The organism is Bradyrhizobium sp. NDS-1 (assembly GCF_032918005.1).
GTDB lineage: Bacteria > Pseudomonadota > Alphaproteobacteria > Rhizobiales > Xanthobacteraceae > Bradyrhizobium > Bradyrhizobium tunisiense.
This window is the reverse complement of record NZ_CP136628.1, coordinates 3,786,775-3,809,122: the sequence shown is the minus strand read 5'-3', so window position 1 is coordinate 3,809,122 and position 22,348 is coordinate 3,786,775. Positions and strand designations below refer to the sequence as shown.

The following is a 22,348-nucleotide window of genomic DNA, read 5'->3' as shown; positions in this document are numbered from 1 at the left end:
TCGTAGCCAACCATGCTGTCACCCGACTATCAAGAATTCGCTAATCGGGGGTCGTCGGCTACCCGTGACAATACCGTGATTTCCGGTCTTGGCACGGGCGAAGTGATCGAAATCACCCCGACGTTGCTGGATTGCCACGAAAAACAAGCACGAAAGCGGAACTTTCTGCCTGCCGCAGGGCGCAAAACCGCGTTTTGCAACGCGCACACGCGTCCATAGCGTGAACGCAACCCTGATGGTGCGAGACGATCCCAAGCGGCTGCCGAGGGATCGCGTCGCGTTCCAGTGGTGCTACGGGGTCTTCGTTCCTGCCGCTTCCTCAGCGCGCTTGTCGATGACCCTGTCGACCAGGCCGAACTCCTTGGCGTCGTTCGCGGTCAGGAACTTGTCGCGTTCCAACGCGTCCTCGATCGACTTGTAGGTCTGGCCGGTGTGCTTCACGTAGATTTCGTTGAGCCGCTTCTTCAGGTTCAGGATTTCCTGGGCGTGCAGCATGATGTCGGTGGCCTGGCCCTGGAAGCCACCGGAAGGCTGATGCACCATGATGCGCGCGTTCGGCAGCGAGAAGCGCATGTCCTTCTCGCCGGCGCAGAGCAGCAGCGAGCCCATCGAGGCGGCCTGCCCCGTGCACAGCGTCGAGACCGGCGGGCGGATGAACTGCATGGTGTCGTAGATGGCAAGACCCGACGTCACCACGCCGCCCGGCGAGTTGATGTACATCGAGATTTCCTTCTTCGGATTTTCCGCTTCGAGGAACAGGAGCTGAGCGACGACCAGCGTCGACATGCCGTCCTCGACCGGCCCGGTCAGAAAGATGATGCGCTCCTTCAGCAGGCGCGAGAAGATGTCGTAGGCGCGCTCGCCACGGTTGGTCTGCTCGACCACCATGGGCACGAGGTTCATGTAGGTTTCAACCGGATCGCGCATGAGTCACCTAGGGTTTTCGGAGACGGACACCGCCGGGCAGGCTTGCCAGTCTGGCTGGATTTGCCGGGGCGGATGGACGTCCTGTGATGCAGGAACTTGGGTAAGAAGCAGAAAGGCTACCGACAGATATAGCCCAATTCGCTCCTGACAAGTGCGGAGCGCATTAAGGCTTAATCCGTCGGGCAGTTGAAGCTGATTCGCACAAAGAGGCCCAGCCGGCCATCTGGCTAGCTGGGCCTCTTTGCCGATCATCCTTAATAGGAGACTATCTCAAACCCTTCAGGCGGCGGTCTTTTCAGCCTCGTCGTCCTTGTAGAGATCCTCGCGCGTGACCTTCTTCTCGGTCACGTTGGCGAGTTCGAGGATGAAGTCGACGACCTTGTCCTCATAGATCGGTGCGCGAAGCTGGGCCAACGCCTGGGCGTTGCTGCGGTAATAGTCCCAGACTTCCTTCTCGCGGCCGGGCATGGAGCGCGCGCGCTCGATCACGGCGCGGCCGACCTCGTCGTCGGTCACGGAGATCTTGTTCTTCTCGCCGATCTCGGAGAGCACGAGGCCGAGCCGCACACGGCGGTCGGCGATCTTGCGATACTCTTCCTTGGCAGCATCCTCGGTGGTGTCCTCGTCGGCAAAGGTCTTACCGGCGGAATCCATCTCGGCCTTGACCGAGTTCCACATCAGATTGAACTCCTCGTCGACCAGCGAGGGGGGCGCCTCGAAGCGGTGCGCTTCGTCGAGGCGGTCGAGCAGCGCGCGCTTGACGCGCTGGCGCGTCGCGCCGGCGAACTCGGCAACCAGACGCTCGCGCGCGGCTTCCTTCAGCTTCTCCAGCGATTCGAGGCCGAGCGACTTGGCGAACTCGTCGTCGATCGCGAGGTCCTGCGGCGCCTCGATCAGCGTCGCGGTGGTCTCGAACTCGGCCGGCTGGCCGGCGAGCTTCTCGTTCATGTAGTTCTTCGGGAACGACACTTTCAGCGTGCGCGTCTCATTCGCGCCGATGCCGATCAGCTGCTCCTCGAAGCCGGGAATGAAGGTGTTGGAGCCGATGGCGACTTGGATGCCCTCGCCGGTGCCGCCCTCGAAGGCTTCGCCGTTGATGCTGCCCTTGAAGTTGATGGTGACGCGATCACCCGAGGCGGCCTTGGCGCCCTCGCCCTTGTCGGCAAAGCTGCGGTTGGTATCGGCGATGCGCTTGATCGCCTCGTCGACGTCGGCGTCGGTGACGTCGGCGACGGGCCTCTCGACCTCGAAGGTCTTGAAGTCGGCGAGCGCAATCGAAGGCACCACCTCGATCGCGACCGTGTAGGTCAGATCGGTCTTGCCGCTCAGCAGCTCCTCGACCTCGGCCTGCTCGCTCGGCATGGTGATCTTCGGCTCGGTCGCAAGGCGGAAGCCGCGCTCGGAGAACAGCTGCGTGTTGGTGTCGCGGATGGTCTGGTCGATGGTCTCGGCCATCACCGAACGGCCGTAGACCTTCTTCAGGTGAGCGACCGGGACCTTGCCGGGACGGAAGCCGTTGATGCGGACCTTGTCCTTGAGGTCAACGAGCTTGGCACCGGCCTTGGCGTCGAGATCAGACGCGGGAACGCTGATCTTGAACTCGTGCTTCAAACCTTCCGAGAGGGTCTCTGTGACCTGCATGGCGTCCAATCTTCTTCTCTTCGGCCCCGGCGCGCATGCGTCGGGACGCTGTCATCAATCGATCCGGCGCGAGGCAAGCGCCTCAACGCCGGTGCTTCATTGGACCGGCTCCCGGCGGACGAACATCCGCACGAAAGCAGGTCTCGTAATCCGTGCAAACGCGATAAGCGCTTGGTGCGGGCGGAGGGACTCGAACCCCCACAACTTTCGTCACTGGAACCTAAATCCAGCGCGTCTACCAGTTCCGCCACGCCCGCGTGAAGTTGCATCAAGACCGGCCGCGATGCCGCGGGCGGCCGGGCTTATAGCATGTGCCTGACTGTTCGCAGCAAAAAAATGGCCCGATGGAGGCAGGCTTTACGTAGGCACGACGGCTGGACTTATCCAGCGCGCCGTGGTCCGGATCGGCCGATGAAACCTGGGATCTTCGACCCGACCCGACGCGATCTTTTGGCCGGACTTTCGGCAGGACTTGGCGCCTCGGCCGCCGGGCTGTTGGCGGGTGGCGCAGGGCCGCTCGTGACCGCCCAGCTCGCGCTTCAGGCAAGGCCGTCAACGCTGGCTCTGAGGCCGGGGCAGCCGCCGACCCCCATCTGGGAGCTCGCCGCCGCAAACCATCTCAGGGACGTCCGTCTGAGGCGTGGCGACCGTTGCGAAGTGGTGTTTCGGAACGACCTGCCTGTGCCGCTTGCGCCAGTCTGGTACGGCCTCAGCGGGGGAGCCCCGGCCGACCCGCTCCGGGGCCGCGCCCCTGCGCCGCCAAATGCGGTTGAAACATCAATCATTTCAATTCCCAATGCCGGAACCTTGCTGGCCGACTTCCGCCTGTTCGAGGACGACCTGAAGCAGCCGACGCGCCCGCGTCCGATCATCGCGGCCGAGGCCAGCCCGGTTGCCGTCGACCGCGACGAGGTTCTGCTGATCGAGGAATGGCGCCTGCGGCCGGATGGCACCGCGGTCCCACCGGGCCAGGCCCCGAACGACGCGGCGACGCTCTACACGATCAACGGACAGACTTCATTCGAACTCTCAGCCCCAAGCCATCAGCGGCTGCGGCTGCGCTTTATCAACGGCTCGCAACGTACTGTCCTCGCAATCAAATTGGAGAGCCACGACGTCCGCGTGATGGCCTTGGACGGGCAGCCCGCCGAGCCGTTCTCAGCCCGAAACGGCGCCCTGGTGCTGGCACCGGGCGCACGCGCCGACGCCTTCGTGGATGCGGCCACATCGGCCGCATTGCTGCTGCATGACGGCAAGGAGGCGCGCCAGGTCGGCCGTCTCATGATATCAGGCACACTGGAACGGCGCGCGCCGCCCCCGCCTGCACAGTCGCTCCCGCCGAACGACCTGCCCGAAAAACTCGACCTGAAAGGCGCCCTGCGGTTCGATGTCGCGCTTGGCGCAACCGACGCCGGCTGGACCCGGCCTGCGGCCTTCTCCACCGCCTCGACGCCAGCCTTCCGCGGCAGGCCCGGCCGCACCCTCGTGCTGGCCCTGAAGAACCCTGCCCCCGCAACCACCGTCTTCCACCTGCACGGCCCGCCCTTCCGCCTGCTCGACAGGCTCGACGACGGCTGGAAGCCCTACTGGCTCGACACGCTCGCGATCGAGCCCGGCCAGACCCAGCGCATCGCGTTCGCGCCGACCTCTCCCGGACGATGGCTGATCGAATCCGTCGCAACCGACTGGGCCGCGCCACGGCTGGTGCGCTGGTACGCGGTGGAGTGAGGCGCGCGGTTAAGCGTGCGGCTTGGCGGTGAGTTCAATTCCAAGAGCCTTCATCACCGCGATCGTCGTCTTGAGCGTCGGGTTACCGTTGGTGCTGAACGAACGATAGAGTTGCTCACGCGACAGGCCCGTGTCTTTGGCGATCTGCGTCATCCCTTTGGCGCGAGCGACCACACCAAGCGCATGCGCGATATAGGCAGCATCCTCGGTCTTGAATGCCTCCTCCATGAAGATGGCGATGGCCTCGTCGGACTGAAGGTCCTCGGCTGGATCATAGGTCGTCAGCTTCTCGCCCATCTTACTCGCTCCACGTCTCGGCCAGGCGCTTGGCCGCCTTGATGTCTTTCGCCTGCGTGCTCTTGTCGCCACCGCAGAGCAAAACGATGATGAGGCTGCCCCGCTTCTCGAAATAGATGCGATAGCCGGGGCCGTGATGAATACGCAGCTCGCTTACTCCGTCGCCCACCGACTCAACATCACCGGCATGTCCTTGAGCTAACCGATCCAGTCGCGAGGCGATCAGGGCCTTGGCGCGCTCGTCTCGGAGCCGCGATCGCCACTTCCGAAACGTTTCAGTCTGCTTGAGCTCAACCACATGTAGTTTTTAGACTACAATCCATCAAAGATCAACTGGCGCACGCGTCCAGCGGTAGCGGACGTCCGGCTCCCGCTCCTCGTTCCGCGCCCCGTCCGTCTGCTCGACCAGTTCGAACCCGCGCGCCTCGTAGAAGCGTCGCGCCGTTGCGTTGCGCTGAAAGGTCCAGAGCTCCAACCGCTCGCAGACGCCCTTGGCGACGTAGAGGAGCTCGGTGCCGACGCCCCGGCCTTGGGCGGTCGGAAGCACGTAGAGCTGCTCGACGCAGCCCTCGCGGAACGCGATGATCCCGCTCAGTTCGCCATCGTCGAAGCATCCCCACACCCGGCACGTCGGAAAGACACGCTCGCGATAGAACCAGCGATCCTCGTCCGGCGTGCGCAGCCCGGCGAGCCACGGCATCGCCCGGTCGAACGCGATCCGATGCACCCGCGCAGCTGCGCCCATATTCACGAGCGCGAGCTGTCTAAGCACTAATACTCTACCCCCAGCGCAGAATAGATCCGCCGGTGCACGGCCGGCAGCGTCTCGGTGAGGTCTTCCGCGATCAGGCCCGGTCCCGCCTCGCTTGCCGCCTCGCCATGCATCCAGACGCCAATGGTGGCGGCTTCGAACGCCGGCACGCCCTGCGCCAGCAGTCCTGCGATGATGCCGGAGAGGACGTCGCCTGCGCCGGCGGTAGCGAGCCAGGGCGGCGCGTTGGCGGCGATGGTGGCGCGGCCGTCGGGAGCGGCGATGGTGGTGTCGGGCCCCTTCAGCAGCACGACGGCGCCGCAGCGCTCGGCGGCGGCGCGCACGCGCTCCAACTTGGAGCGGCCCGGATGCTTGTTGCTGAGGTCGGAGAACAGGCGTGGAAACTCGCCTTCGTGCGGCGTCAGCACCACCGCATTGTCACCTGAGGACTTGATCGATTCGAACAGGCGCTCGGGGGTTGCGGCAAAGCTCGTCAGCGCATCGGCATCGAGCACCAGATGACGCTGCGCGCTCAACGCGGTGTGGACGAGATCGCAGGTGCGCTCACCGATGCCTGCGCCGGGACCGATGATGCAGGTGCCGTAGCGCTTGTCGCCGAGCAGCTCGCCGAACTCGATCGCCGTGTCGACGGGACGAACCATGACGGCCGTGAGCGCGGCCGCGTTGATCGCGAGCGCATCGCGCGGGCTCGCCAGCGTCACCAGGCCCGCCCCTGCCCGCAGCGCGCCGCGCGCTGCCAGCCTCGCCGCGCCGGTCGCCGTCGCATCGCCCGAGACCGCCAGCACGTGACCCCGCGCGTATTTGTGGCCGTCCATGCGCGGCACCGGAAAAGCGCCACCCCAGAAATCCGGATCGTTCTCGAAAGTCTGCGGCGCGATCTCGTCCAGCACCTGCGCGTCGATGCCGATGTCGGCGACGCGCACGCGGCCGCAATGCATCCGGCCCGGCAGCAGCAGATGCGCCGGCTTCTTGCGAAAGAAGGTGACGGTCTCGGTGGCATTCACCGCCGCGCCCATCACCGCCGCGCTGGTGCCGTTGATGCCGCTCGGCAGGTCGACCGCGAGCACCGGGGCGCCGTTGGCGTTGATCGCCTCGATCATCGCGCGCGCCTCGCCGTCGACGGGACGGCTGAGGCCGGCGCCGAACAGCGCGTCGATGATCAGCGCGGGCCGTCCGATCGCCTGCAGGTTGAACGGAAGCAGCGGATGCTTCCAGCCGCGCGCGGCGGAGGCCGCATCGCCCTGTAGCTGCTCGCGTTCGCACGCCGCGATCACCGAGACCTCGCGGCCCTGGGCGGCGAGCTCGGCGGCGGCGACAAAGCCATCACCGCCATTGTTGCCGGGCCCGGCCACGATCAGGATCGGCCCCTCCTCCACCAGCGCCTGGGCAGCATCAGCGACCGCCTGGCCCGCGCTGAGCATCAGCTTGAAACCGGGCGTGCCGGCCGCGATGGCGAGCTGGTCCGCGCGCTGCATTTCGGCGTTGGTCAGAACTTCCATGCCACTTCCCTAGTACAATCGCCTTTTCAACAGGCATCTTCAGTGCCGATCCGACGCGGGGAACAACGATCTGCACACATATTGAACCGTTTGCCTATTTCGTAGTCTTCGGTATTTTGTGCAGGTCGGCGCTACACTCAGAGATGCTCGTTAAAAGGCTGATAACGCTTCAATAATCAGGGCATTTGCAACTTGGCATAGACCCTGCTTTCGAGGAAGCCGCTTCGGTCCGTCGTGCTCACTGGCATTTATCAGGGTGTCGCCGGCCGTTGTAGGCCGGACAGTCAGGGATCCCGGCTTAGCGAAGACAAGATCGTGCGTTGAGAGAAGCGCATCCTGACGAAGACGTTGCATTTTGTTCGAAAGGCCGGGAGGCGCGCAGTGAAGAAAATCGAAGCCATCATCAAGCCATTCAAGCTCGACGAGGTGAAGGAAGCGCTTCAGGAAGTCGGCCTTCAGGGCATCACCGTCACCGAGGCCAAGGGGTTTGGCCGGCAGAAGGGGCACGCCGAGCTGTACCGCGGCGCAGAATACATCGTCGATTTCCTGCCCAAGGTGAAGATCGAGATCGTGATCGGCGACGATCTGGTCGAGCGCGCCATCGACGCCATCCGCCGCGCCGCGCAGACCGGGCGCATCGGCGACGGTAAGATCTTCGTCTCCAATATCGAAGAGGCGATCCGCATCCGAACCGGCGAATCCGGGCTGGACGCTATCTGAGCCGGGTGCTATCCCGAATTTTGCGACACTCCGACTAGAAATAAGGCTGCTTCGGCGGCCTGATTTCGTTTGTGCGGTCGCGCAAAACTCGCTCGAGCGAGAATAGTTTTGCTCATCTGGAAACCGACCCGCAGAGCCAAAAGGGGTATGCATGAAGACCGCCAAAGACGTCCTGAAATCGATCAAGGACAACGACGTCAAATACGTCGACCTGCGCTTCACCGATCCGCGCGGCAAGTGGCAGCATGTGACGTTCGACGTCAGCATGATCGATGACGACATCTTCGCCGAAGGAACGATGTTCGACGGCTCCTCGATCGCCGGCTGGAAGGCGATCAACGAGTCCGACATGTGCCTGATGCCCGACCCGGTCACTGCGACGATCGACCCGTTCTTCGCCGAGACCACCATGGTCATCACCTGCGACGTGCTCGAGCCGACCACCGGCGAGCCCTACAACCGCGACCCCCGCGGCATCGCCAAGAAGGCGGAAGCCATGGTGAAGTCGATGGGCGTGGGCGACAGCGTGTTCGTCGGCCCCGAAGCCGAGTTCTTCGTGTTCGACGACGTGCGCTATTCTGCCGACCCCTACAAGACCGGCTTCCGCCTCGATTCCTCGGAGCTGCCGACCAACTCCGACACCGAATATGAAGGCGGCAATCTCGGCCACCGCATCCGCACCAAGGGCGGCTACTTCCCCGTGCCGCCGCAGGACTCGGTGCAGGACATGCGCTCCGAGATGCTCGGGGCCATGGCCAAGATGGGCGTCAAGGTCGAGAAGCACCATCACGAGGTCGCCTCCGCCCAGCACGAACTCGGCATGAAGTTCGACACGCTGACGCTGATGGCCGACCACATGCAGATCTACAAATACTGCATCCACCAGGTCGCGCACATCTACGGCAAGACCGCCACCTTCATGCCGAAGCCGATCTACGGCGACAACGGCTCGGGCATGCACGTGCATCAGTCGATCTGGAAGGACGGCAAGCCGGTGTTCGCCGGCAACAAATACGCCGATCTGTCGGAGACCTGCCTGCACTACATCGGCGGCATCATCAAGCACGCCAAGGCGATCAACGCCTTCACCAACCCGTCGACCAACTCGTACAAGCGTCTGGTCCCGGGCTATGAGGCCCCCGTGCTGCTCGCCTACTCCGCGCGCAACCGCTCGGCCTCCTGCCGCATCCCCTACACCGCTTCGCCGAAGGCCAAGCGCGTCGAGGTGCGCTTCCCCGATCCGATGGCCAATCCCTATCTCGGCTTCGCCGCGATGCTGATGGCCGGCCTCGACGGCATCAAGAACAAGATCGATCCGGGTCCGGCGATGGACAAGGACCTCTACGACCTGCCGAAGGAAGAGCTGAAGCAGATCCCGACCGTCTGCGGTTCGCTGCGCGAGGCGCTCGAAAACCTCGACAAGGACCGCGGCTTCCTCAAGGCCGGCGGCGTGTTCGACGACGACTTCATCGACGCCTACATCGAGCTGAAGATGACCGAAGTCGCCCGCTTCGAAATGACCCCGCACCCGGTCGAGTTCGAGATGTACTATTCGAACTAAGCGACCCGGACTTCATGCGACAGCAAAAGGCGCTTCCGACGGAAGCGCCTTTTCGTTTCAGCGATATTGAAATCGAAGCTCCCGACCTGCCGTCAAGGCGGGTGAAAAGCTGGATCAAGCCGAGCCGGACGATTGGCTGGCGCGCCTGCGCTTCGTCCGCATGGCGGCCGTGTCGCTTGCGTCTCGGACACGTCGGCTTTCGTTCTGCATCTGACTCCACTTCGTTCTCAAAGAACAAATCAGATCCGCAAAAACAGCCACGGACCAATTCCTACCGATTGGTTTATTTCACCCGAGATTTCGGACGCGCATTGGATGGGTGGCGCAGTCGTCACTCTTGTCCAACAAGCGCAGCGTAAGGATGGCGAACGCGCGGCATCGTCACTTGTCCGGAAAGTTGACGCCGATCTCGGTCACGACGGGCGCCCATTTCACCAGCGCCGCGTTGTCGGAGGCCGCCTTGACGCCGTCACCGGACAACGCTTTGGGCGCGCCGGTCTTCCCACCGAAACGGATCGTCATCCGGCAGCCACCTTGCATCGGACGTCCGAGCGCCCCGCCCTTCCAGTCGGTGACGAAACCGCCATAGTCCCATTCGAAGCCGCTGACGAGGAACGGCTTGCCGTTGGCCTTCTGCACGTCGGCAAGGGAGGATCCGATCGTGACACCGGCGACGTTCCACAGACTGGGCCTGCCTGCATCGCGCAAGGTCAGGCCGGAGGCGCGCCCGGCCTTGTCGTCGGTGAAGGCAATCTCGATGCGACGGTCCCTCGCCTTCGGGAACAGCACGACCCCCTTGTAGCGTTCGCCCTCGGCGCGAGGCACCTCCTGCACCACGGCGTCCTTGCCGTAGCGCTGTTTCAGGCTCTTCTCGGTGTCGTCAGGCGCCACCGGCGACGTGCAGGTGATCGGCCCCTCCTGCGGCGGCGCGGTTTGGGCCGATGCGGAGAACGCAGGCAGGAGCAGAGCGATGGCGGTGATGATGCGCGTCATCGGATGCAATTCCAATTTGAGAAACGCGTTGGATGGTCGCGCGTAGGGATGATCCGGCGCCCAGGATTGAACGAAGCGAAGTTCCGCCGCTGAAGAGGTCCTCAGCGGACAACGCCTGCCGCGTCGTCATCGCTTGGGATGAGCCAGTCGAGCCCGATCAGGCAAACTTCGAGCAAAACGAAAGCGACAATGCCGCCGAACCAGCCGAAGAACACGATGGAAAAGGTCCCGAGCAAGATTGCGCAAAATACGTCGGCAAGCACCTTGCAGATGCGGAAGTCTCTGTCTTGTCCAGATGGGAAATACGGCATCGGGCTCTCCTAATGCTGCTCCGGGCTCGGATTTAGCCACAGCACGAGGTGACCGTCTACTCCACCGGCCGATTTCACGCTCAGAGCAAACGCGGAGCCCGCGAAGAGTGCGATCTGAAGGAGCGATGGGCCCCCAGGCGCCCAGGTAGGTGCCTGTGATGGTACCGAGGATGAAGCCGACGATGATCACGCAATAGCCGAGACCGCCACGAACGGGACCGAACAACTGCCCCATCGAATCCGGCATGTCCTCTGCGAGGCAGCATCGTTTGAGGATCGTGCCTAACGCAATTCAGGCGCTCGCTCCTGCGAGGAAGGCGCGTTCCGCTTCGGAGCAGAAAAGAAATCCAGCCAAGGCCAGCGATAAACTACGACGCGCGCTGCGGCGGCGGCGGCTTCCAACTCCCGTCGAGGATTTCCTGCCGCGGACGATAGAGCCGTATCGTATAATTCCAGCCTTTCATGATCGGAAGGCAGTTCGGCGTCGCCTTGCCGCAGCCGCCGAACTGTATCACGACGGCGCCGCTCGGGTCGGGCGTCGCCGTGAGGTTGTTCAGAGAATACGCGTCGAGCGCGTTCTTCTGGAAAAATCCTTTCTCGTTATAGAGGCTGACCGACCAGAACCCGTCGACCGGCACGGCCTTCAAGGTGAGGCGATAGACGCCCTTGCCGTCGTTTTGCGGCGGATAATAGCTCTGATAATCGGCCGCGCTGCGTGGGTTGCCGCCCCATCCGATCGCGGTGCCGACGAGATGATCGAATGGGTCGACCTCGCCTTTCCTGCCGAACCGGTCGACAACGCCGCCCAGCGAGCCGAGCGCTTCGAGGGCGCTGCGCGCCTTATCCTGCGATGTCTTGTCCCAGCGCGGCACCTCGAACTTGCCGGCAGACGCCTGTTCGACCTTGATGCCATCCTGGATGACATTCGCAGCCTTCACGTCCTGCGGGCTTGCCGAGTCCACGAGCGTGCGAATGATGACGTAGACGTAGCGTGTTCCCACCCTGTCCTTTGAATAGGTGAACGTGCCAGGACCGTAGACGACATCCGTCGTGTAATGTTCCTGGGAGATCACCTGCATCGACATGAAGCGCTTGCCGGCGTCCGGCAGCGTGATCGTGACCGGCGCGGCGTCGAGATCGAACACACCGGACGAATAGAGCGTGTCGCGGTTCATGCGCACGACGTCCTGCTTGTCGATCGATGCCACCGCGCGGCGGTGCCGGAGCTTGCCGAAGGCGCCGTCGTCCACGGCAGCCTTGCGGAAATAGAGATCGGTCTCGGCGCGAACGAAATTGTGCACATTGACCATCTTGGGCGCTTGGTCCCCGCTCTCGGCGGCGACGGCGGGGACCGCCAGCATTAGCAGCAGCGATAGACAGGCCACGCGGCTCATTTGGAGCCTCCCTTTGGAATGGCCATTTCCTCGTCGACCTCGTCCTCGAAGGCGCGCTTCTTGTCGGCGATGAAGCGGCGATATCCCTCCGGATCGATCCAGGCTTTCACGCCCTCCGTCCTGGCGCGCTCGCGCTTGCCTTCGAGGTCGTAATACTCATTGTGCTGCGCCAGCCAGATGTCGGGCCTGAGCATTTCGAGCGCATGGTGTGTCCGGCGGTAGTCATCGGCAATGCCGGGATAGGATGGACTTTTCGCCAATCGATAACCGGGATTGAAGCCGGCGCCGTCGGGGAAGGCAACGATCAAAGGCTTGCCGTCGACGACGAGGTTGGCGATCCAGGTCGTCGCGCCCCTGGTATGGCCCGGCGTGTGGTAAGCGGTCAGCAGCACGTCGCCCATCTTGATGGTGTCGCCATCGCGCAGGATGCGATCGACCTTGACGGGCGGATAGGTGAGATCATTGCCATACTTGAAGTCGTCGGCATCGCCGCTTTCCATCGCCGCGACGTCGTCCTTCATGACGGCAAGTTCGGCCGCGAACCGCTCCTTGAGCCAGGCAAAGGCACCGGCATGGTCCACGTGAGCATGGCCGTTGATCATGAGCTTGATGTCTTCCGGTTTGAAGCCGAGCTTACGGATGGAATCGACGATCATGGGCCCCGACGAAGGCATTCCGGTATTCATCAGGATGTGGCCCTCGGCGGTCGTGAGAAGAAAGATGCCGAGGCCCTTGGTGCCGACGAAATGGATTGGACCGACGATACTGACCGGCTCGGTCGGCTCCTCCCACTTCAGCGCCTTCTTCGCCAGCGTGACGAAGAGTTTGTTGTCGTTGGCGAGTTGCTCCTTGGTTGGAGCATTGGGAGGCTTGGTCTGTGCCACCGCCTGGGCCGTTGCGAGGTGAAGGACGGTAGCGGCGATCAGAATCGCACCAACTCTGTCTGGAGAAGCCATCGTCATCTCCCCGAGCCCGGGTCTGCGGTGCTCGCGAGCATAGGCGGAAATGCAGCGAATGGAAGTCCGCGCCGGCATCCGTAGAGCGATGGTCCCTCATGGCGGCCGCCCGCGAGGCGTCGGGCAAACAGGGCGCTTCGCGATCGTCACGAGATGCGGGCCGGGCTTGCGGTGGACACGGTAGCGCCGGCGCGACATGCCTAATGACAGGGCGGGCAACCGTGGGTCTTCAGGCGGCGACGTTGCGCCGCAGAGCCGGGGGCCCATTCCCAATGGTGGCGAGTTTCGTTGCCGGCTTCCAGCCCGCGGTCTAGGATGGAAGAGACTGACTTCGGGCGATCGAACGAGAAGTTTGATGTCTGACCGCAGGGACGAGCAGGGTCGCAACGCGTTTTGGCAAAAGATGCTGTCCGGCGAGCACCCCACGCTCCGCCGCGGCCGCACGGTGATGCGCATGCTGTCGCCAACCGCGGACAACCGCTGCCGGCTCTGTTGCGTGGGTTTCGATGGCTTCACCGCGCCAGCCTTGCGACTTGCGGGCTTTCGGCCGTGGCGGCGCAATCCGCACATCTGCGAGCAGTGCGAGACAGTGCTTGCCAAAGAGCGGGGCGGCGCCGAGGTCGAGATCGCGATGCTCTATGCCGACGTACGCGGATCGACCCAGCTTGCTGCGCGCATGGGCCCAACCGAGTTTGCGGCGCTCATGCAGCGTTTTTTCCGCGTGGCAACCGACGTGTTCGCCGAGACCGACGCCGTGGTCGACAAGATGGTCGGCGACGAGGTGATCGGAATTTTTCTACCCGGCTTTTCGGGCCGCGATTATCGTCAGCATGCAGTCAACGCCGGGCTCGCGCTGCTGCGCGCGACCGGACATGACGATCCCGTGGGCCCCTGGCTTTCCATTGGCGTCGGCGTGCATGCGGGCAAGACGTTTGTCGGCTCGATCGGCGTGGAGGACGGCAACTACCAGTTTGCCGCGCTTGGAGACCCCATGAACTTCTGCGCACGGCTGGTCGCAGCGGCCAGGGGCGGCGAGATCATCATCAGCCCGGCGGTCTGGGACGAAGCATCGACCGGCATCGCGGCCGAGCAGCGCAGCTTGCTTCTCAAGGGTTACCCCGCCCCCATCAACGCCTATGTCGCAAAGCTCACGCGTTGATGTCCAGTCGCTCCTGCGAGCCTTCGAGGGCGGTCCGCTATTGGCGCCGAGCGTGCCCTACGCCGCCGCCTTCTGCCGCGCGACCAGCGCTTCGCCGAAGGCCTCGAACAGTTTGCGGTTGATCGGATTGTGCTGGGGATCGTATTCGGCGTGCCATTGCACGCCGAGCGCAAAGGTCGGGGCTTCCGCGATGCGGATCGCCTCGATGGTGCCGTCCTCGGCGATGCCCTCGATCAGCACGCGCTTTCCGGGCTCCAATATGCCCTGCCCGTGCAGCGAATTCACCCGGATCTTCTCGCAGCCGAGCAACTGCGCGAATGCTCCGCCCGGCGTCAGGTCGACGTCGTGACGGTCGGCGAACACGACGGTCGGATCGGGATGGATCTCGCCGTTCTCGAGCCGGGGCATGCGATGATTCATGCGGCCGGGAATCTCGCGGATCTCGGGATGCAGCGAGCCGCCGAAGGCGACGTTCATCTCCTGGAGGCCGCGGCAGATGCCGAACAGCGGAATGCCGCGGGATACGCAGGCGACCGAAAGCGCCAGCGCCACCTCGTCGCGGTGGATATCGTACGGCTCGTGCCGCTCACACGGGTCGACATTGAAGCGGGTGGGATGGACGTTGGCGCGGGCGCCGGTGAGCACGATCCCGTCGACCACGTCCAGCAGCGCGCTGATATCGGTGATGTCGGGCGCGGCCGCGACGATCAACGGCAAGCCACCGGAGACCTCGGCCACGGCGCGCAGGTTTCGCTCGCCGACCATCTGGACCTGAAATCGATTTTCGACGCGATGGGAATTCCCGATCACGCCGACGACCGGCTTTCTCATCTGTCGTTCCGTGCCTCGCCGCCGCAGAAGATTCTCCAAACATGCCCCTCCGATGGAACAAATTCAACAGAAGGGATCGCGGGACGGCAATGCTATTTTCGCGTAAAGGCCTCCCGGGCCTCGCCCTCGACGGGCAGGCCGGCGGCCTTCAGGGCGGTCGCCGCCGGATCGCCCTCCGCGGCCAGCCAGGGCAGTTTCTCGTTGATTCCGCGCGTCACGGGGTCCCCGAGCACCCTGCCGAAATCAATCGGCCAAAACCCGTTGGGCACGACCTCGGCCGTGATGCCACGGATCGCATAGCCCTCGCCCAGAACCGCTTCCGCATGGTCGCCGGCGACAAGGCGCGCGGTCTTGGGATCATTGGGGTCGCCAAAGCTCACGAGCACGGGAACGAGATCTCCCTGCACCGGAACGACGCCGGTTTGCCGATGGATATCGTTGAACGCGACGCGGTTGCCGCGCGCGGCGCCATAGGCGCGGAGCGCGACATAGTTGATGTCGTCGAAGTCCAGCTTGGCGCCCTGCCGGTGCGCCAGCAAGGCCACCAGATTCCTCCGTTGGCCGTGGACTTGGCGATGATCTTGGCCGAGGTCTTGGCCGAGGTCGACGAACACCGCCTCCCCGCGCGTCGTGGTGCGGCCGCCGCGGTTATAGTTGCGGTCGGGCACGACGGCGAGAATGCCGGACGCGGACTTGATCCCGTCAGGCGTCGTCACCTCGACCGTGAGGCGGAATTTGTGGCCGGGCCGGTTGATGCGGATCTGGTCGCCGATCACGAGCACGGCCAGGAGCCCGAGCAGACCGACCCATTTGCTGATGAAGCTCAAGCCGCCCCCATTGTTCTTCCTCATGGCTCTGCACCGTCGGCGCGCCGGCGTCAAACCAGCGCGTTGACGCGGTCTTGATCGGAAGTGCATTTGTCGAGAGAGTGCAGCGCGCACTGCGCTGAAAGGACTCGATGTGACCATGTCGAAAGATGAACGCTCACGGACCCGCGGCGACCTGGCCCGAGATCAGGCTTGGGCGATCTCGGTCGGGGGCATCGGCGTCGTGCTGTTTACGGCAATGCTGCTCTTCACCTGGTATTTCGCCGCCACCTTGCTCCTGATCTTCACCGGCATGCTGCTCGGTCTCGGCCTCAACGCGCTGACCATCGCTCTCGGCCGCCGCGTGCCGCTGCCGCATGCGGTGCGACTCACGATCGTGTGCACCGCGCTCGCCCTGATGCTCGCCGGCATCGCCTATCTCGGCGGCGCCACCATCGCCGAGCAGGCTTCGCTGCTGAGCAAGACCCTCAAGTCGCAGCTCGTCAACGTCAGGTCCTTCCTCGATAGCCACGGCATCGACACCAGCTTCTTCGATCTCGGCAACGGTGCGTCGGATTCGTCGGTCAGTGCGTCATCGGAGGCGACGCCCTCGCCGGCAGCGCCCACGCGCGGTGCCTTGCCCGGCGCGGGTGCGCTGGCCTCCAGCGGCGGCGCGATCGTGAGCCAGACGGTCAAACTGCTGCTCGGCACCATCCACGGCGTCGGCAACATCTTCATCGTGTTGTTCCTGGGCTTCGCCTTCGCCGCCCAGCCCGCCGTCTATCACGACGGCCTGCTGTTCCTGGCACCGGCGAGGCACCGCACCCGCGTCGCCCTCGTCATCGACCGCATCGCTGAGACATTGGAGCGCTGGCTGATCGCGCAGATCGTCGTCATGCTCGCGGTCGGCGCAGTAACCTGGATCGGGCTTGCCCTCATCGGCATCCCCGGCGCGTTCATCCTGGGGATTCAGGCCGGTCTGCTCGCCTTCATCCCGACCGTCGGGGCCATCATCGCCGGCGTGATCGTGGTGCTGGCAAGCCTCGCCTCGGGCTGGATCCCGGCGCTGTCGGCCTTTCTGCTTTTCATGGGCGTGCACGCCATGGAAAGCTACGTGCTGACGCCGATCCTGCAGCGGCAGGCGCTCAACATCCCGCCGGCCACGCTGTTCGCGTTCCAGATCGTGCTCGGCGTCGTATTCGGAATCTGGGGCCTGGCGCTGGCGCTGCCGCTGGTCGCCATCGCCAAGGTCATGATCGACCACTTCAAGACGTATGAGGAGGCGCCGCCCCTGGCCGAGGCGGCGTAATACGTCATGAAGCAGATCAGGTCGTCAGCACGGTCTCGGTGTGCTCGACCTCAGGGGGCGAGGCAAAATACTGGCCGACGAGACCGCGCCATTCGGTGAAATTCTCCGAGCCGCGGAAATCGACGGTGTGGTTCTCCAGCGTGGCCCATTTCACCATGAGCCGGTAGCGCTGCGGCTTCTCGATCGATTTGTGCAGCTCGAAGCCGTGAAACCCCTTCGAGCGGCCGAAAGCGGCCTTGGCCTTGGCGACGGCGGCCTCGAAGTCCTTCTCGCTGCCCGGCTTGACGTCGATTTGCGCGATCTCGGTGATCATCGGTTTCCACCCGTTTTTGTTCGATGGGCGTGTCTACCGCAGCCGGCCAAAAAGAAAAAGGCGCCGAAACGGCGCCCTGGTCGGCCAAAAAATGCAGGTCTCCCTTATGCAGGTCACTCAGACCAGCAGCAGAACCGTGCCCGTCACGATGAGGGCGCAACCGACGAACAGCACGAGCGGCCAGTGGCTGCGGCGGCTTTGCGCGTAGCGGCCCTGCGCGCGGCGCTCGCTGATCAGCGCGCTCTCATATTCATCCGCGGTCGAGAACAGACAGGCGAAACCGCTGCGCGCCGACGCTGCAGCGGCTTCGAGCGACATCAGGGCGGCTTGCGGGTTCTGTCGACGGATCGATTCCATGACCGCAATGGTAGGGATCGAATGGTAAACAGAAGATTTACCGCAATGCCGCCTTGCGTCTTTAGGCGGTAGCCGGCCGCGCCTGCGGCGCACCAATCCGCGCCGCGCTCTGGCGGCGCCAGTTCTCCAGCGACAGCGGCAGCTCCTCCGCCGCCTCGACGCGGTTACGGCCGCCGCGCTTGGCCTGGTAGAGCGCGGTGTCGGCCGAAGCCAGCAGCACCTCGAGCTCGGTGCCGGCGGGCCCGCCGGCGACGCCGATGCTGACGGTGGTGTCGACCGGGCCCTCATCGACCACGACGCCGGAGGTCTCGAACGCTTCGCGCACGCGCTCGGCAACCAGCACGCCCTCCTCCAGCGAACACGGCAGCAGCGCTGCGAATTCCTCGCCGCCGATGCGGCCCGACAGGTCGGTGATGCGCAAATTGCTGACGACGACGGTCGAAAACAGTTTCAGCATCTCGTCGCCGGCCGGATGGCCGAAACGATCGTTGATCGACTTGAAGTGGTCGATGTCGAAGATCATCACGGTCACGGGACGTCCGGCCTTGGCCTCGCGCTCGATCACGCGACTGCAAGCTTCCGAGAAGCCGCGCCGGTTGAGCATGCCGGTCATGGGATCGGTGGATGCTGCGGTCCGGTGGGCGGTGACGGTGCGCTCGGACACCAGCATGAAGATCACGAACACGGTGCCGACGGCATAGAGCACGAGCTCGACCGCGAACACGGTGACCCAGATGCTCGAGGAGAAGCCGGCATCGTACGGGCGCATGAAGCTGCCGATCAAAATCGGCAGCATCAACACGCAGCCGTGCACCACCGGCACCACGAAGGCCGGCCAGCGTCGCTGCAGGCTCTTGCGCCGCTCGTTCCAGAGCTCGCTTGCAGTCAGCGCTGCATAGACCGAGACGATGCCGGCACCGGCGATCATCCGCAGCATGGATGCCGCAGGATCGAGCAGCGTGACGGCGGCGACCCAGGCGAGCGCGCCGAGCACGAGGCCTGGCCAGTTCGGCTTGCGGCCGTGGAAGACGCGCGCCGCATTCCACACCATGCCGCAGGCGACGAAGCCGACCGCATTTAACGCGAGATAGAGATGCGGGCCCAGCCTGTCGCCGGCCGCGGTCCACAGCGCGACGGATGCGGCACCGAGCAGATAGGCGGTGCCCCACCATTTCAACGCAGGACTGTTTTCCTGCGTGCCGAAGAACACCATCATGGCGCCGAGCAGTGCGGCAACCATGGTGGCGACCAAATAGAGCGTGATGCTATCGAGCGACATCATGTCGGCCCCCTCTAGAACATAGCAGTTACGCGACCGGCCCAGCCGGTTTGCGCGCCCTTCCGAATGCAACGCTAGGTCCTGCGAGTTCCATTCAGGTTTTTGCGCCGCCCCAAGTTTTCGGGAAACACTCCATCAATTTGCGTACAAACGAACAACAAAAAGGGCGCTGAAAACAGCGCCCTTTTGCATCTCATTGGAACCGCTTTCGCGGCGAATATGACCGAAGCGATTAACGCTTCGAGAACTGGAAGGACCGGCGGGCCTTGGCCTTGCCGTACTTCTTGCGCTCGACCACGCGCGAGTCGCGGGTCAGGAAGCCGCCCTTCTTGAGCACGCTTCGCAGCTCCGGCTCGAAATAGGTCAGCGCCTTGGAGATGCCGTGGCGGACCGCGCCGGCCTGGCCGGACAGACCGCCGCCGGCAACCGTGCAGATCACGTCGTATTGGCCGGAACGCGCGGCCACGGAGAACGGCTGCTCGATCATCATGCGCAGCACGGGACGGGCGAAATAGACCTCGACCTCGCGCGAGTTGACGGTGACCTTGCCGGCGCCCGGCTTGATCCAGACGCGGGCGACCGCGTCCTTGCGCTTGCCGGTGGCATAGGCGCGGTTGAACTTGTCGACCTTCTTCTCGTGCTTGGGCGCGTCGGGCGCGGCCGCCGTTTTGAGCTGCGAGAGCTGGTCGAGCGACTGGATGGATTCGGCCATGTTATGCGGCCCTCGTGTTCTTGCGGTTCAACTTGGCGATGTCGATCTTCTCGGGGGTCTGAGCCTCGTGCGGATGATCGGCGCCGCCGTAGACACGCAGGTTGCCCATCTGCACGCGACCGAGCGGGCCACGCGGGATCATGCGCTCGACGGCCTTCTCGAGCACGCGCTCGGGATGCTTGCCCTCGAGGATCTGGCGCGCGGTGCGCTCCTTGACGTGGCCGACATAGCCGGTGTGCTTGTAGTAGGTCTTCTGCTCGCGCTTGCGACCGGTGAGGACCGCATGCTGCGCGTTGATGATGATGACGTTGTCGCCGCAATCAACGTGCGGGGTGTAGGTCGGGAGGTGCTTGCCGCGCAGGCGCATGGCGACGATGGTGGCGAGACGGCCGACGACCAGACCCTTGGCGTCGATCAGCACCCACTTCTTCGTCACCTCAGCCGGCTTTGCCGAAAAGGTTTTCATGTCAGAGTTTCCGTGGACGGGGAGCATCGGCGCGAACACCGCACCGGACTGCGCGGGTTCTAGAGAAGAGACGCGCAACGGTCAATGGCCGAAGATGGAAATTATATCTGCAATATCAGCTACTTAAAAATATGGTGCGATATTACCTGCGAAAAGCTCAAACATTTGGAATGGAATAGGTCGAGGTGACATGGGCGATCGGATCGGGCGAGGTGCCGGACAACAGCTTCACTTCCCCGACCGCCAGCCGCTTGCCGAGCTTGAGCAGCCGCGCCTCGGCCAGCACGTCCTGGCCGGGCTGGCCCTTGCGCAGGAAATTGATGTTGAGATTGGTGGTCACGGCGAGCCCGATCGGCCCGATCGCCGACAGGAGCACCACGTACATGGCGAAATCGGCGAGCGCCATCAGCGTCGGGCCGGACACGGTTCCGCCCGGCCGCAGCATCCTTTCGCTGTAGCGCTGGCGCAAAAGGCAGGTCTGGCCGTCGGCGCTTTCGATCATGATGTCGTCGCCGCTGAAGGCCTGGGGAAACTCATGGCGGAGAAACTGCTCGAGCTCCGCCACGCTCATTTTCGCTAACGCCATGCTGTTCCCACCCTCGCTTCACGTTCCCTGTTACATTAAGTTATCTGCGTCATCCAAACGCAATAATCCAACGGAAACGCTCGATGTCCGGCCAGGCCGCCCGCGCCCCCTCCCCGCAACCGCCGATCCTGCTGCGCGAGACCGCAGGCTCCATCGCGGTCCTGACCCTCAACCGCCCGGCCGCACGCAACAGCCTGTCGGAAGCGATGATTGCCAGCCTGCATGCCGAGCTTAACGAGATCCGTGACGACAAGGCCGTCCGCGGCGTCGTGATCGCGGCCAACGGCCCCGCCTTCTCCGCCGGCCACGACATGAAGGAGCTGACCGCGCGCCGCACCGACCCCGATCGCGGCCGTGCGTTCTTCGCCGAGATGATGAATGCCTGCAGCGCGATGATGCAGGCGATCGTGCATCTGCCAAAGCCGGTGGTCGCTGCCGTCCAGGGCATCGCGACGGCGGCGGGCTGCCAGCTCGTGGCAAGCTGCGATCTCGCCATTGCCTCTGACGCAGCGCACTTCGCCACCCCCGGCGTCGACATCGGCCTGTTCTGCTCGACGCCGATGGTGGCGCTGTCGCGCAACGTGCCGCGCAAGCAGGCGATGGAGATGCTGCTGACGGGCGAGCCGATCCCGGCGGTGCGCGCCCGCGAGATCGGACTCGTCAACCACGTGGTGCCCGCCGGTACCGAACTCGGTGCCGCGATCGAACTCGCGCAACGCGTCGCGCTGAAATCTGCCTACACCGTCAAGCTCGGCAAGGAGGCGTTCTATCGCCAGGCCGAGATGAGCCTCGCGGACGCCTATCGCTATGCGGCCGAAGTGATGACCGAGAACATGATGGCGCGAGATGCCGAGGAAGGCATCGGCGCGTTCATCGAGAAGCGCACGCCGGCATGGCGGGACGAGTAACTGCAACTTCTTGCACCGTCATTCCGGGGTGATACGAAGCATCGAGCTATGGTGCGCAATTGCGCACCTGAGAATCTCGAGATTCCGGGTCGGCTCTTCGAGCCGCCCGGAATGACGAATGAAGGATCACATGAACCACGACGCCTATCCCGACAATTACATCCGCGGCATCCTCAACAGCGTGAAGTCGATCGCGATGGTCGGCGCCTCGCCGGTCAATGTGCGGCCGAGCTATTTCGCGTTCAAATATCTGGCGCAGCGCGGCTACGACATGATCCCGGTCAATCCCGGCCATGTCGGCAAGGAGTTGCTCGGAAAGCCCTTCGTCGCCTCGCTCGCAGACATCGGCCGTCCCATCGACATGATCGACATCTTTCGCAACTCGAGCCACATCATGCCTGTGGTCGAAGAGGCGCTCACGCTCGATCCGCTGCCGAAGGTGATCTGGATGCAGCTCGGCGCGCGCGATGAAGCGGCCGCGCTGAAGGCGGAATCGGTTGGTATCAAGGTGGTGATGAACCGCTGCCCCAAGATCGAATATGGCCGCTTGTCGTCCGAGATCTCCTGGATGGGGGTGAACTCGCGCACGCTCAGTTCCAAGCGCGCGCCGGCACCGACGCAGGGCATGCGGCTATCCCTCAATCGGATGAGTGTCGGCGGTGGCGATACCGCAGCATCGGATCGCGCCGCCAAAAACAAGACCGAGCAAAGCTGACGCAATCACGAAAGATTCCTTTCGCGAACGCGACAATGCGTAGCACGATCATGCCCAAATGGCATTGATGTGAAGCGGCACCTTGACGGCGGGCACCGCGCCCATCAG

General features: G+C 64.0%; 25 protein-coding genes, 1 tRNA gene and 1 pseudogene. 7 read left to right on the top strand and 20 right to left on the bottom strand.

The window, feature by feature from the left end:
• Positions 1 to 291: 291 nt before the first annotated feature.
• The 3 genes from RX330_RS17985 to RX330_RS17975 all read right to left on the bottom strand — a co-directional run bounded on the left by RX330_RS17985 (position 292) and on the right by RX330_RS17975 (position 2,825).
• The gene (locus tag RX330_RS17985) at positions 292 to 927 is read right to left on the bottom strand and encodes an ATP-dependent Clp protease proteolytic subunit (RefSeq protein ID WP_212089845.1); all 636 of its coding nucleotides are present in this window, start codon (positions 925 to 927) and stop codon (positions 292 to 294) included.
• A gap of 279 nt (positions 928 to 1,206) precedes the next feature.
• Entirely contained in the window at positions 1,207 to 2,568 is a 1,362-nt protein-coding gene (gene tig, locus RX330_RS17980) for a trigger factor (protein WP_317243833.1), read from the bottom strand.
• A 172-nt stretch (positions 2,569 to 2,740) separates the two neighbouring features.
• Positions 2,741 to 2,825: transfer RNA gene (locus RX330_RS17975), tRNA-Leu, on the bottom strand.
• A gap of 154 nt (positions 2,826 to 2,979) precedes the next feature.
• On the opposite strand from RX330_RS17975, the gene RX330_RS17970 reads away from it, so the two are divergent.
• Complete coding sequence (locus RX330_RS17970; protein WP_317243832.1) at positions 2,980 to 4,296, top strand: multicopper oxidase domain-containing protein; 1,317 nt, start codon at positions 2,980 to 2,982, stop codon at positions 4,294 to 4,296.
• A gap of 9 nt (positions 4,297 to 4,305) precedes the next feature.
• Here the strand turns inward: RX330_RS17970 and RX330_RS17965 are convergent, their stop codons facing one another.
• The 4 genes from RX330_RS17965 to RX330_RS17950 are packed head-to-tail and all read right to left on the bottom strand — an operon-like array spanning position 4,306 to position 6,864.
• Complete coding sequence (locus RX330_RS17965) at positions 4,306 to 4,593, bottom strand: addiction module antidote protein (RefSeq protein WP_212089833.1); 288 nt, start codon at positions 4,591 to 4,593, stop codon at positions 4,306 to 4,308.
• A gap of 1 nt (position 4,594) precedes the next feature.
• Positions 4,595 to 4,891: a type II toxin-antitoxin system RelE/ParE family toxin gene (locus RX330_RS17960; protein ID WP_317243831.1), complete on the bottom strand. Its 297-nt coding sequence runs from the start codon at positions 4,889 to 4,891 to the stop codon at positions 4,595 to 4,597.
• Positions 4,892 to 4,915: 24 nt separating this feature from the next.
• The gene (locus RX330_RS17955) at positions 4,916 to 5,365 is read right to left on the bottom strand and encodes a GNAT family N-acetyltransferase (protein WP_317243830.1); all 450 of its coding nucleotides are present in this window, start codon (positions 5,363 to 5,365) and stop codon (positions 4,916 to 4,918) included.
• The gene (locus tag RX330_RS17950; protein WP_317243829.1) at positions 5,365 to 6,864 is read right to left on the bottom strand and encodes an NAD(P)H-hydrate dehydratase; all 1,500 of its coding nucleotides are present in this window, start codon (positions 6,862 to 6,864) and stop codon (positions 5,365 to 5,367) included. Before RX330_RS17950 ends, RX330_RS17955 begins: the two co-directional genes overlap by 1 nt.
• A 381-nt stretch (positions 6,865 to 7,245) precedes the next feature.
• On the opposite strand from RX330_RS17950, the gene RX330_RS17945 reads away from it, so the two are divergent.
• Positions 7,246 to 7,584, top strand: coding sequence for a P-II family nitrogen regulator (locus RX330_RS17945; RefSeq protein ID WP_007603495.1), 339 nt, complete (start codon positions 7,246 to 7,248; stop codon positions 7,582 to 7,584).
• Positions 7,585 to 7,735: 151 nt separating this feature from the next.
• Entirely contained in the window at positions 7,736 to 9,145 is a 1,410-nt protein-coding gene (gene glnA, locus RX330_RS17940; RefSeq protein WP_212089827.1) for a type I glutamate--ammonia ligase, read from the top strand.
• 381 nt (positions 9,146 to 9,526) lie between these two features.
• Here the strand turns inward: glnA and RX330_RS17935 are convergent, their stop codons facing one another.
• From RX330_RS17935 to bla, 5 genes and pseudogenes are all read right to left on the bottom strand, one after another.
• Complete coding sequence (locus RX330_RS17935; protein ID WP_317243828.1) at positions 9,527 to 10,138, bottom strand: hypothetical protein; 612 nt, start codon at positions 10,136 to 10,138, stop codon at positions 9,527 to 9,529.
• Positions 10,139 to 10,239: 101 nt separating this feature from the next.
• Positions 10,240 to 10,449 (bottom strand): hypothetical protein, encoded by a 210-nt coding sequence (locus RX330_RS17930; protein ID WP_212090459.1) that lies wholly within the window; start codon positions 10,447 to 10,449, stop codon positions 10,240 to 10,242.
• 148 nt (positions 10,450 to 10,597) lie between these two features.
• Positions 10,598 to 10,735 (bottom strand): annotated as a pseudogene (locus tag RX330_RS17925) (TRAP transporter large permease subunit); the annotation flags it as partial.
• 82 nt (positions 10,736 to 10,817) lie between these two features.
• A complete protein-coding gene (locus RX330_RS17920) occupies positions 10,818 to 11,843 on the bottom strand; it encodes a DUF1254 domain-containing protein (RefSeq protein WP_317243827.1) in 1,026 nt (341 codons plus the stop codon).
• Complete coding sequence (gene bla, locus RX330_RS17915) at positions 11,840 to 12,799, bottom strand: subclass B3 metallo-beta-lactamase (protein ID WP_317243826.1); 960 nt, start codon at positions 12,797 to 12,799, stop codon at positions 11,840 to 11,842. Before bla ends, RX330_RS17920 begins: the two co-directional genes overlap by 4 nt.
• 355 nt (positions 12,800 to 13,154) lie before the next feature.
• Between bla and RX330_RS17910 the strand changes: the two genes are divergently transcribed.
• A complete protein-coding gene (locus RX330_RS17910; RefSeq protein ID WP_317243825.1) occupies positions 13,155 to 13,958 on the top strand; it encodes an adenylate/guanylate cyclase domain-containing protein in 804 nt (267 codons plus the stop codon).
• 57 nt (positions 13,959 to 14,015) lie between these two features.
• Here the strand turns inward: RX330_RS17910 and RX330_RS17905 are convergent, their stop codons facing one another.
• Positions 14,016 to 14,789 (bottom strand): gamma-glutamyl-gamma-aminobutyrate hydrolase family protein, encoded by a 774-nt coding sequence (locus tag RX330_RS17905; RefSeq protein ID WP_317243824.1) that lies wholly within the window; start codon positions 14,787 to 14,789, stop codon positions 14,016 to 14,018.
• Between the two features lie 92 nt (positions 14,790 to 14,881).
• Complete coding sequence (locus tag RX330_RS17900; protein WP_375848582.1) at positions 14,882 to 15,640, bottom strand: hypothetical protein; 759 nt, start codon at positions 15,638 to 15,640, stop codon at positions 14,882 to 14,884.
• Between the two features lie 109 nt (positions 15,641 to 15,749).
• Between RX330_RS17900 and RX330_RS17895 the strand changes: the two genes are divergently transcribed.
• Positions 15,750 to 16,904, top strand: a complete 1,155-nt coding sequence (locus tag RX330_RS17895; protein ID WP_317243823.1) for an AI-2E family transporter — start codon at positions 15,750 to 15,752, stop codon at positions 16,902 to 16,904.
• Positions 16,905 to 16,920: 16 nt separating this feature from the next.
• On the opposite strand, the gene RX330_RS17890 is transcribed toward RX330_RS17895, so the two are convergent.
• The 6 genes from RX330_RS17890 to RX330_RS17865 form a co-directional block, all read right to left on the bottom strand.
• On the bottom strand, positions 16,921 to 17,217 hold the full coding sequence (locus RX330_RS17890) for an antibiotic biosynthesis monooxygenase family protein (RefSeq protein ID WP_035673823.1): 297 nt from the start codon (positions 17,215 to 17,217) through the stop codon (positions 16,921 to 16,923).
• A 117-nt stretch (positions 17,218 to 17,334) separates the two neighbouring features.
• Positions 17,335 to 17,574 (bottom strand): hypothetical protein, encoded by a 240-nt coding sequence (locus tag RX330_RS17885; protein WP_212089821.1) that lies wholly within the window; start codon positions 17,572 to 17,574, stop codon positions 17,335 to 17,337.
• Positions 17,575 to 17,635: 61 nt separating this feature from the next.
• The gene (locus RX330_RS17880; RefSeq protein ID WP_317243822.1) at positions 17,636 to 18,856 is read right to left on the bottom strand and encodes a GGDEF domain-containing protein; all 1,221 of its coding nucleotides are present in this window, start codon (positions 18,854 to 18,856) and stop codon (positions 17,636 to 17,638) included.
• A gap of 229 nt (positions 18,857 to 19,085) precedes the next feature.
• Positions 19,086 to 19,565 carry a 30S ribosomal protein S9 gene (gene rpsI / locus RX330_RS17875; protein ID WP_008547917.1) on the bottom strand — a complete coding sequence of 160 codons (480 nt, stop codon included), beginning with the start codon at positions 19,563 to 19,565 and terminating at the stop codon, positions 19,086 to 19,088.
• Position 19,566: 1 nt separating this feature from the next.
• Positions 19,567 to 20,031, bottom strand: a complete 465-nt coding sequence (rplM, locus tag RX330_RS17870) for a 50S ribosomal protein L13 (protein ID WP_008137961.1) — start codon at positions 20,029 to 20,031, stop codon at positions 19,567 to 19,569.
• A 157-nt stretch (positions 20,032 to 20,188) separates the two neighbouring features.
• Positions 20,189 to 20,617: a PaaI family thioesterase gene (locus tag RX330_RS17865; protein ID WP_212089817.1), complete on the bottom strand. Its 429-nt coding sequence runs from the start codon at positions 20,615 to 20,617 to the stop codon at positions 20,189 to 20,191.
• A gap of 83 nt (positions 20,618 to 20,700) precedes the next feature.
• On the opposite strand from RX330_RS17865, the gene RX330_RS17860 reads away from it, so the two are divergent.
• Positions 20,701 to 21,525, top strand: a complete 825-nt coding sequence (locus RX330_RS17860) for an enoyl-CoA hydratase (RefSeq protein WP_317243821.1) — start codon at positions 20,701 to 20,703, stop codon at positions 21,523 to 21,525.
• Between the two features lie 130 nt (positions 21,526 to 21,655).
• Positions 21,656 to 22,240: a CoA-binding protein gene (locus RX330_RS17855; RefSeq protein WP_317243921.1), complete on the top strand. Its 585-nt coding sequence runs from the start codon at positions 21,656 to 21,658 to the stop codon at positions 22,238 to 22,240.
• Positions 22,241 to 22,348: the final 108 nt, after the last annotated feature.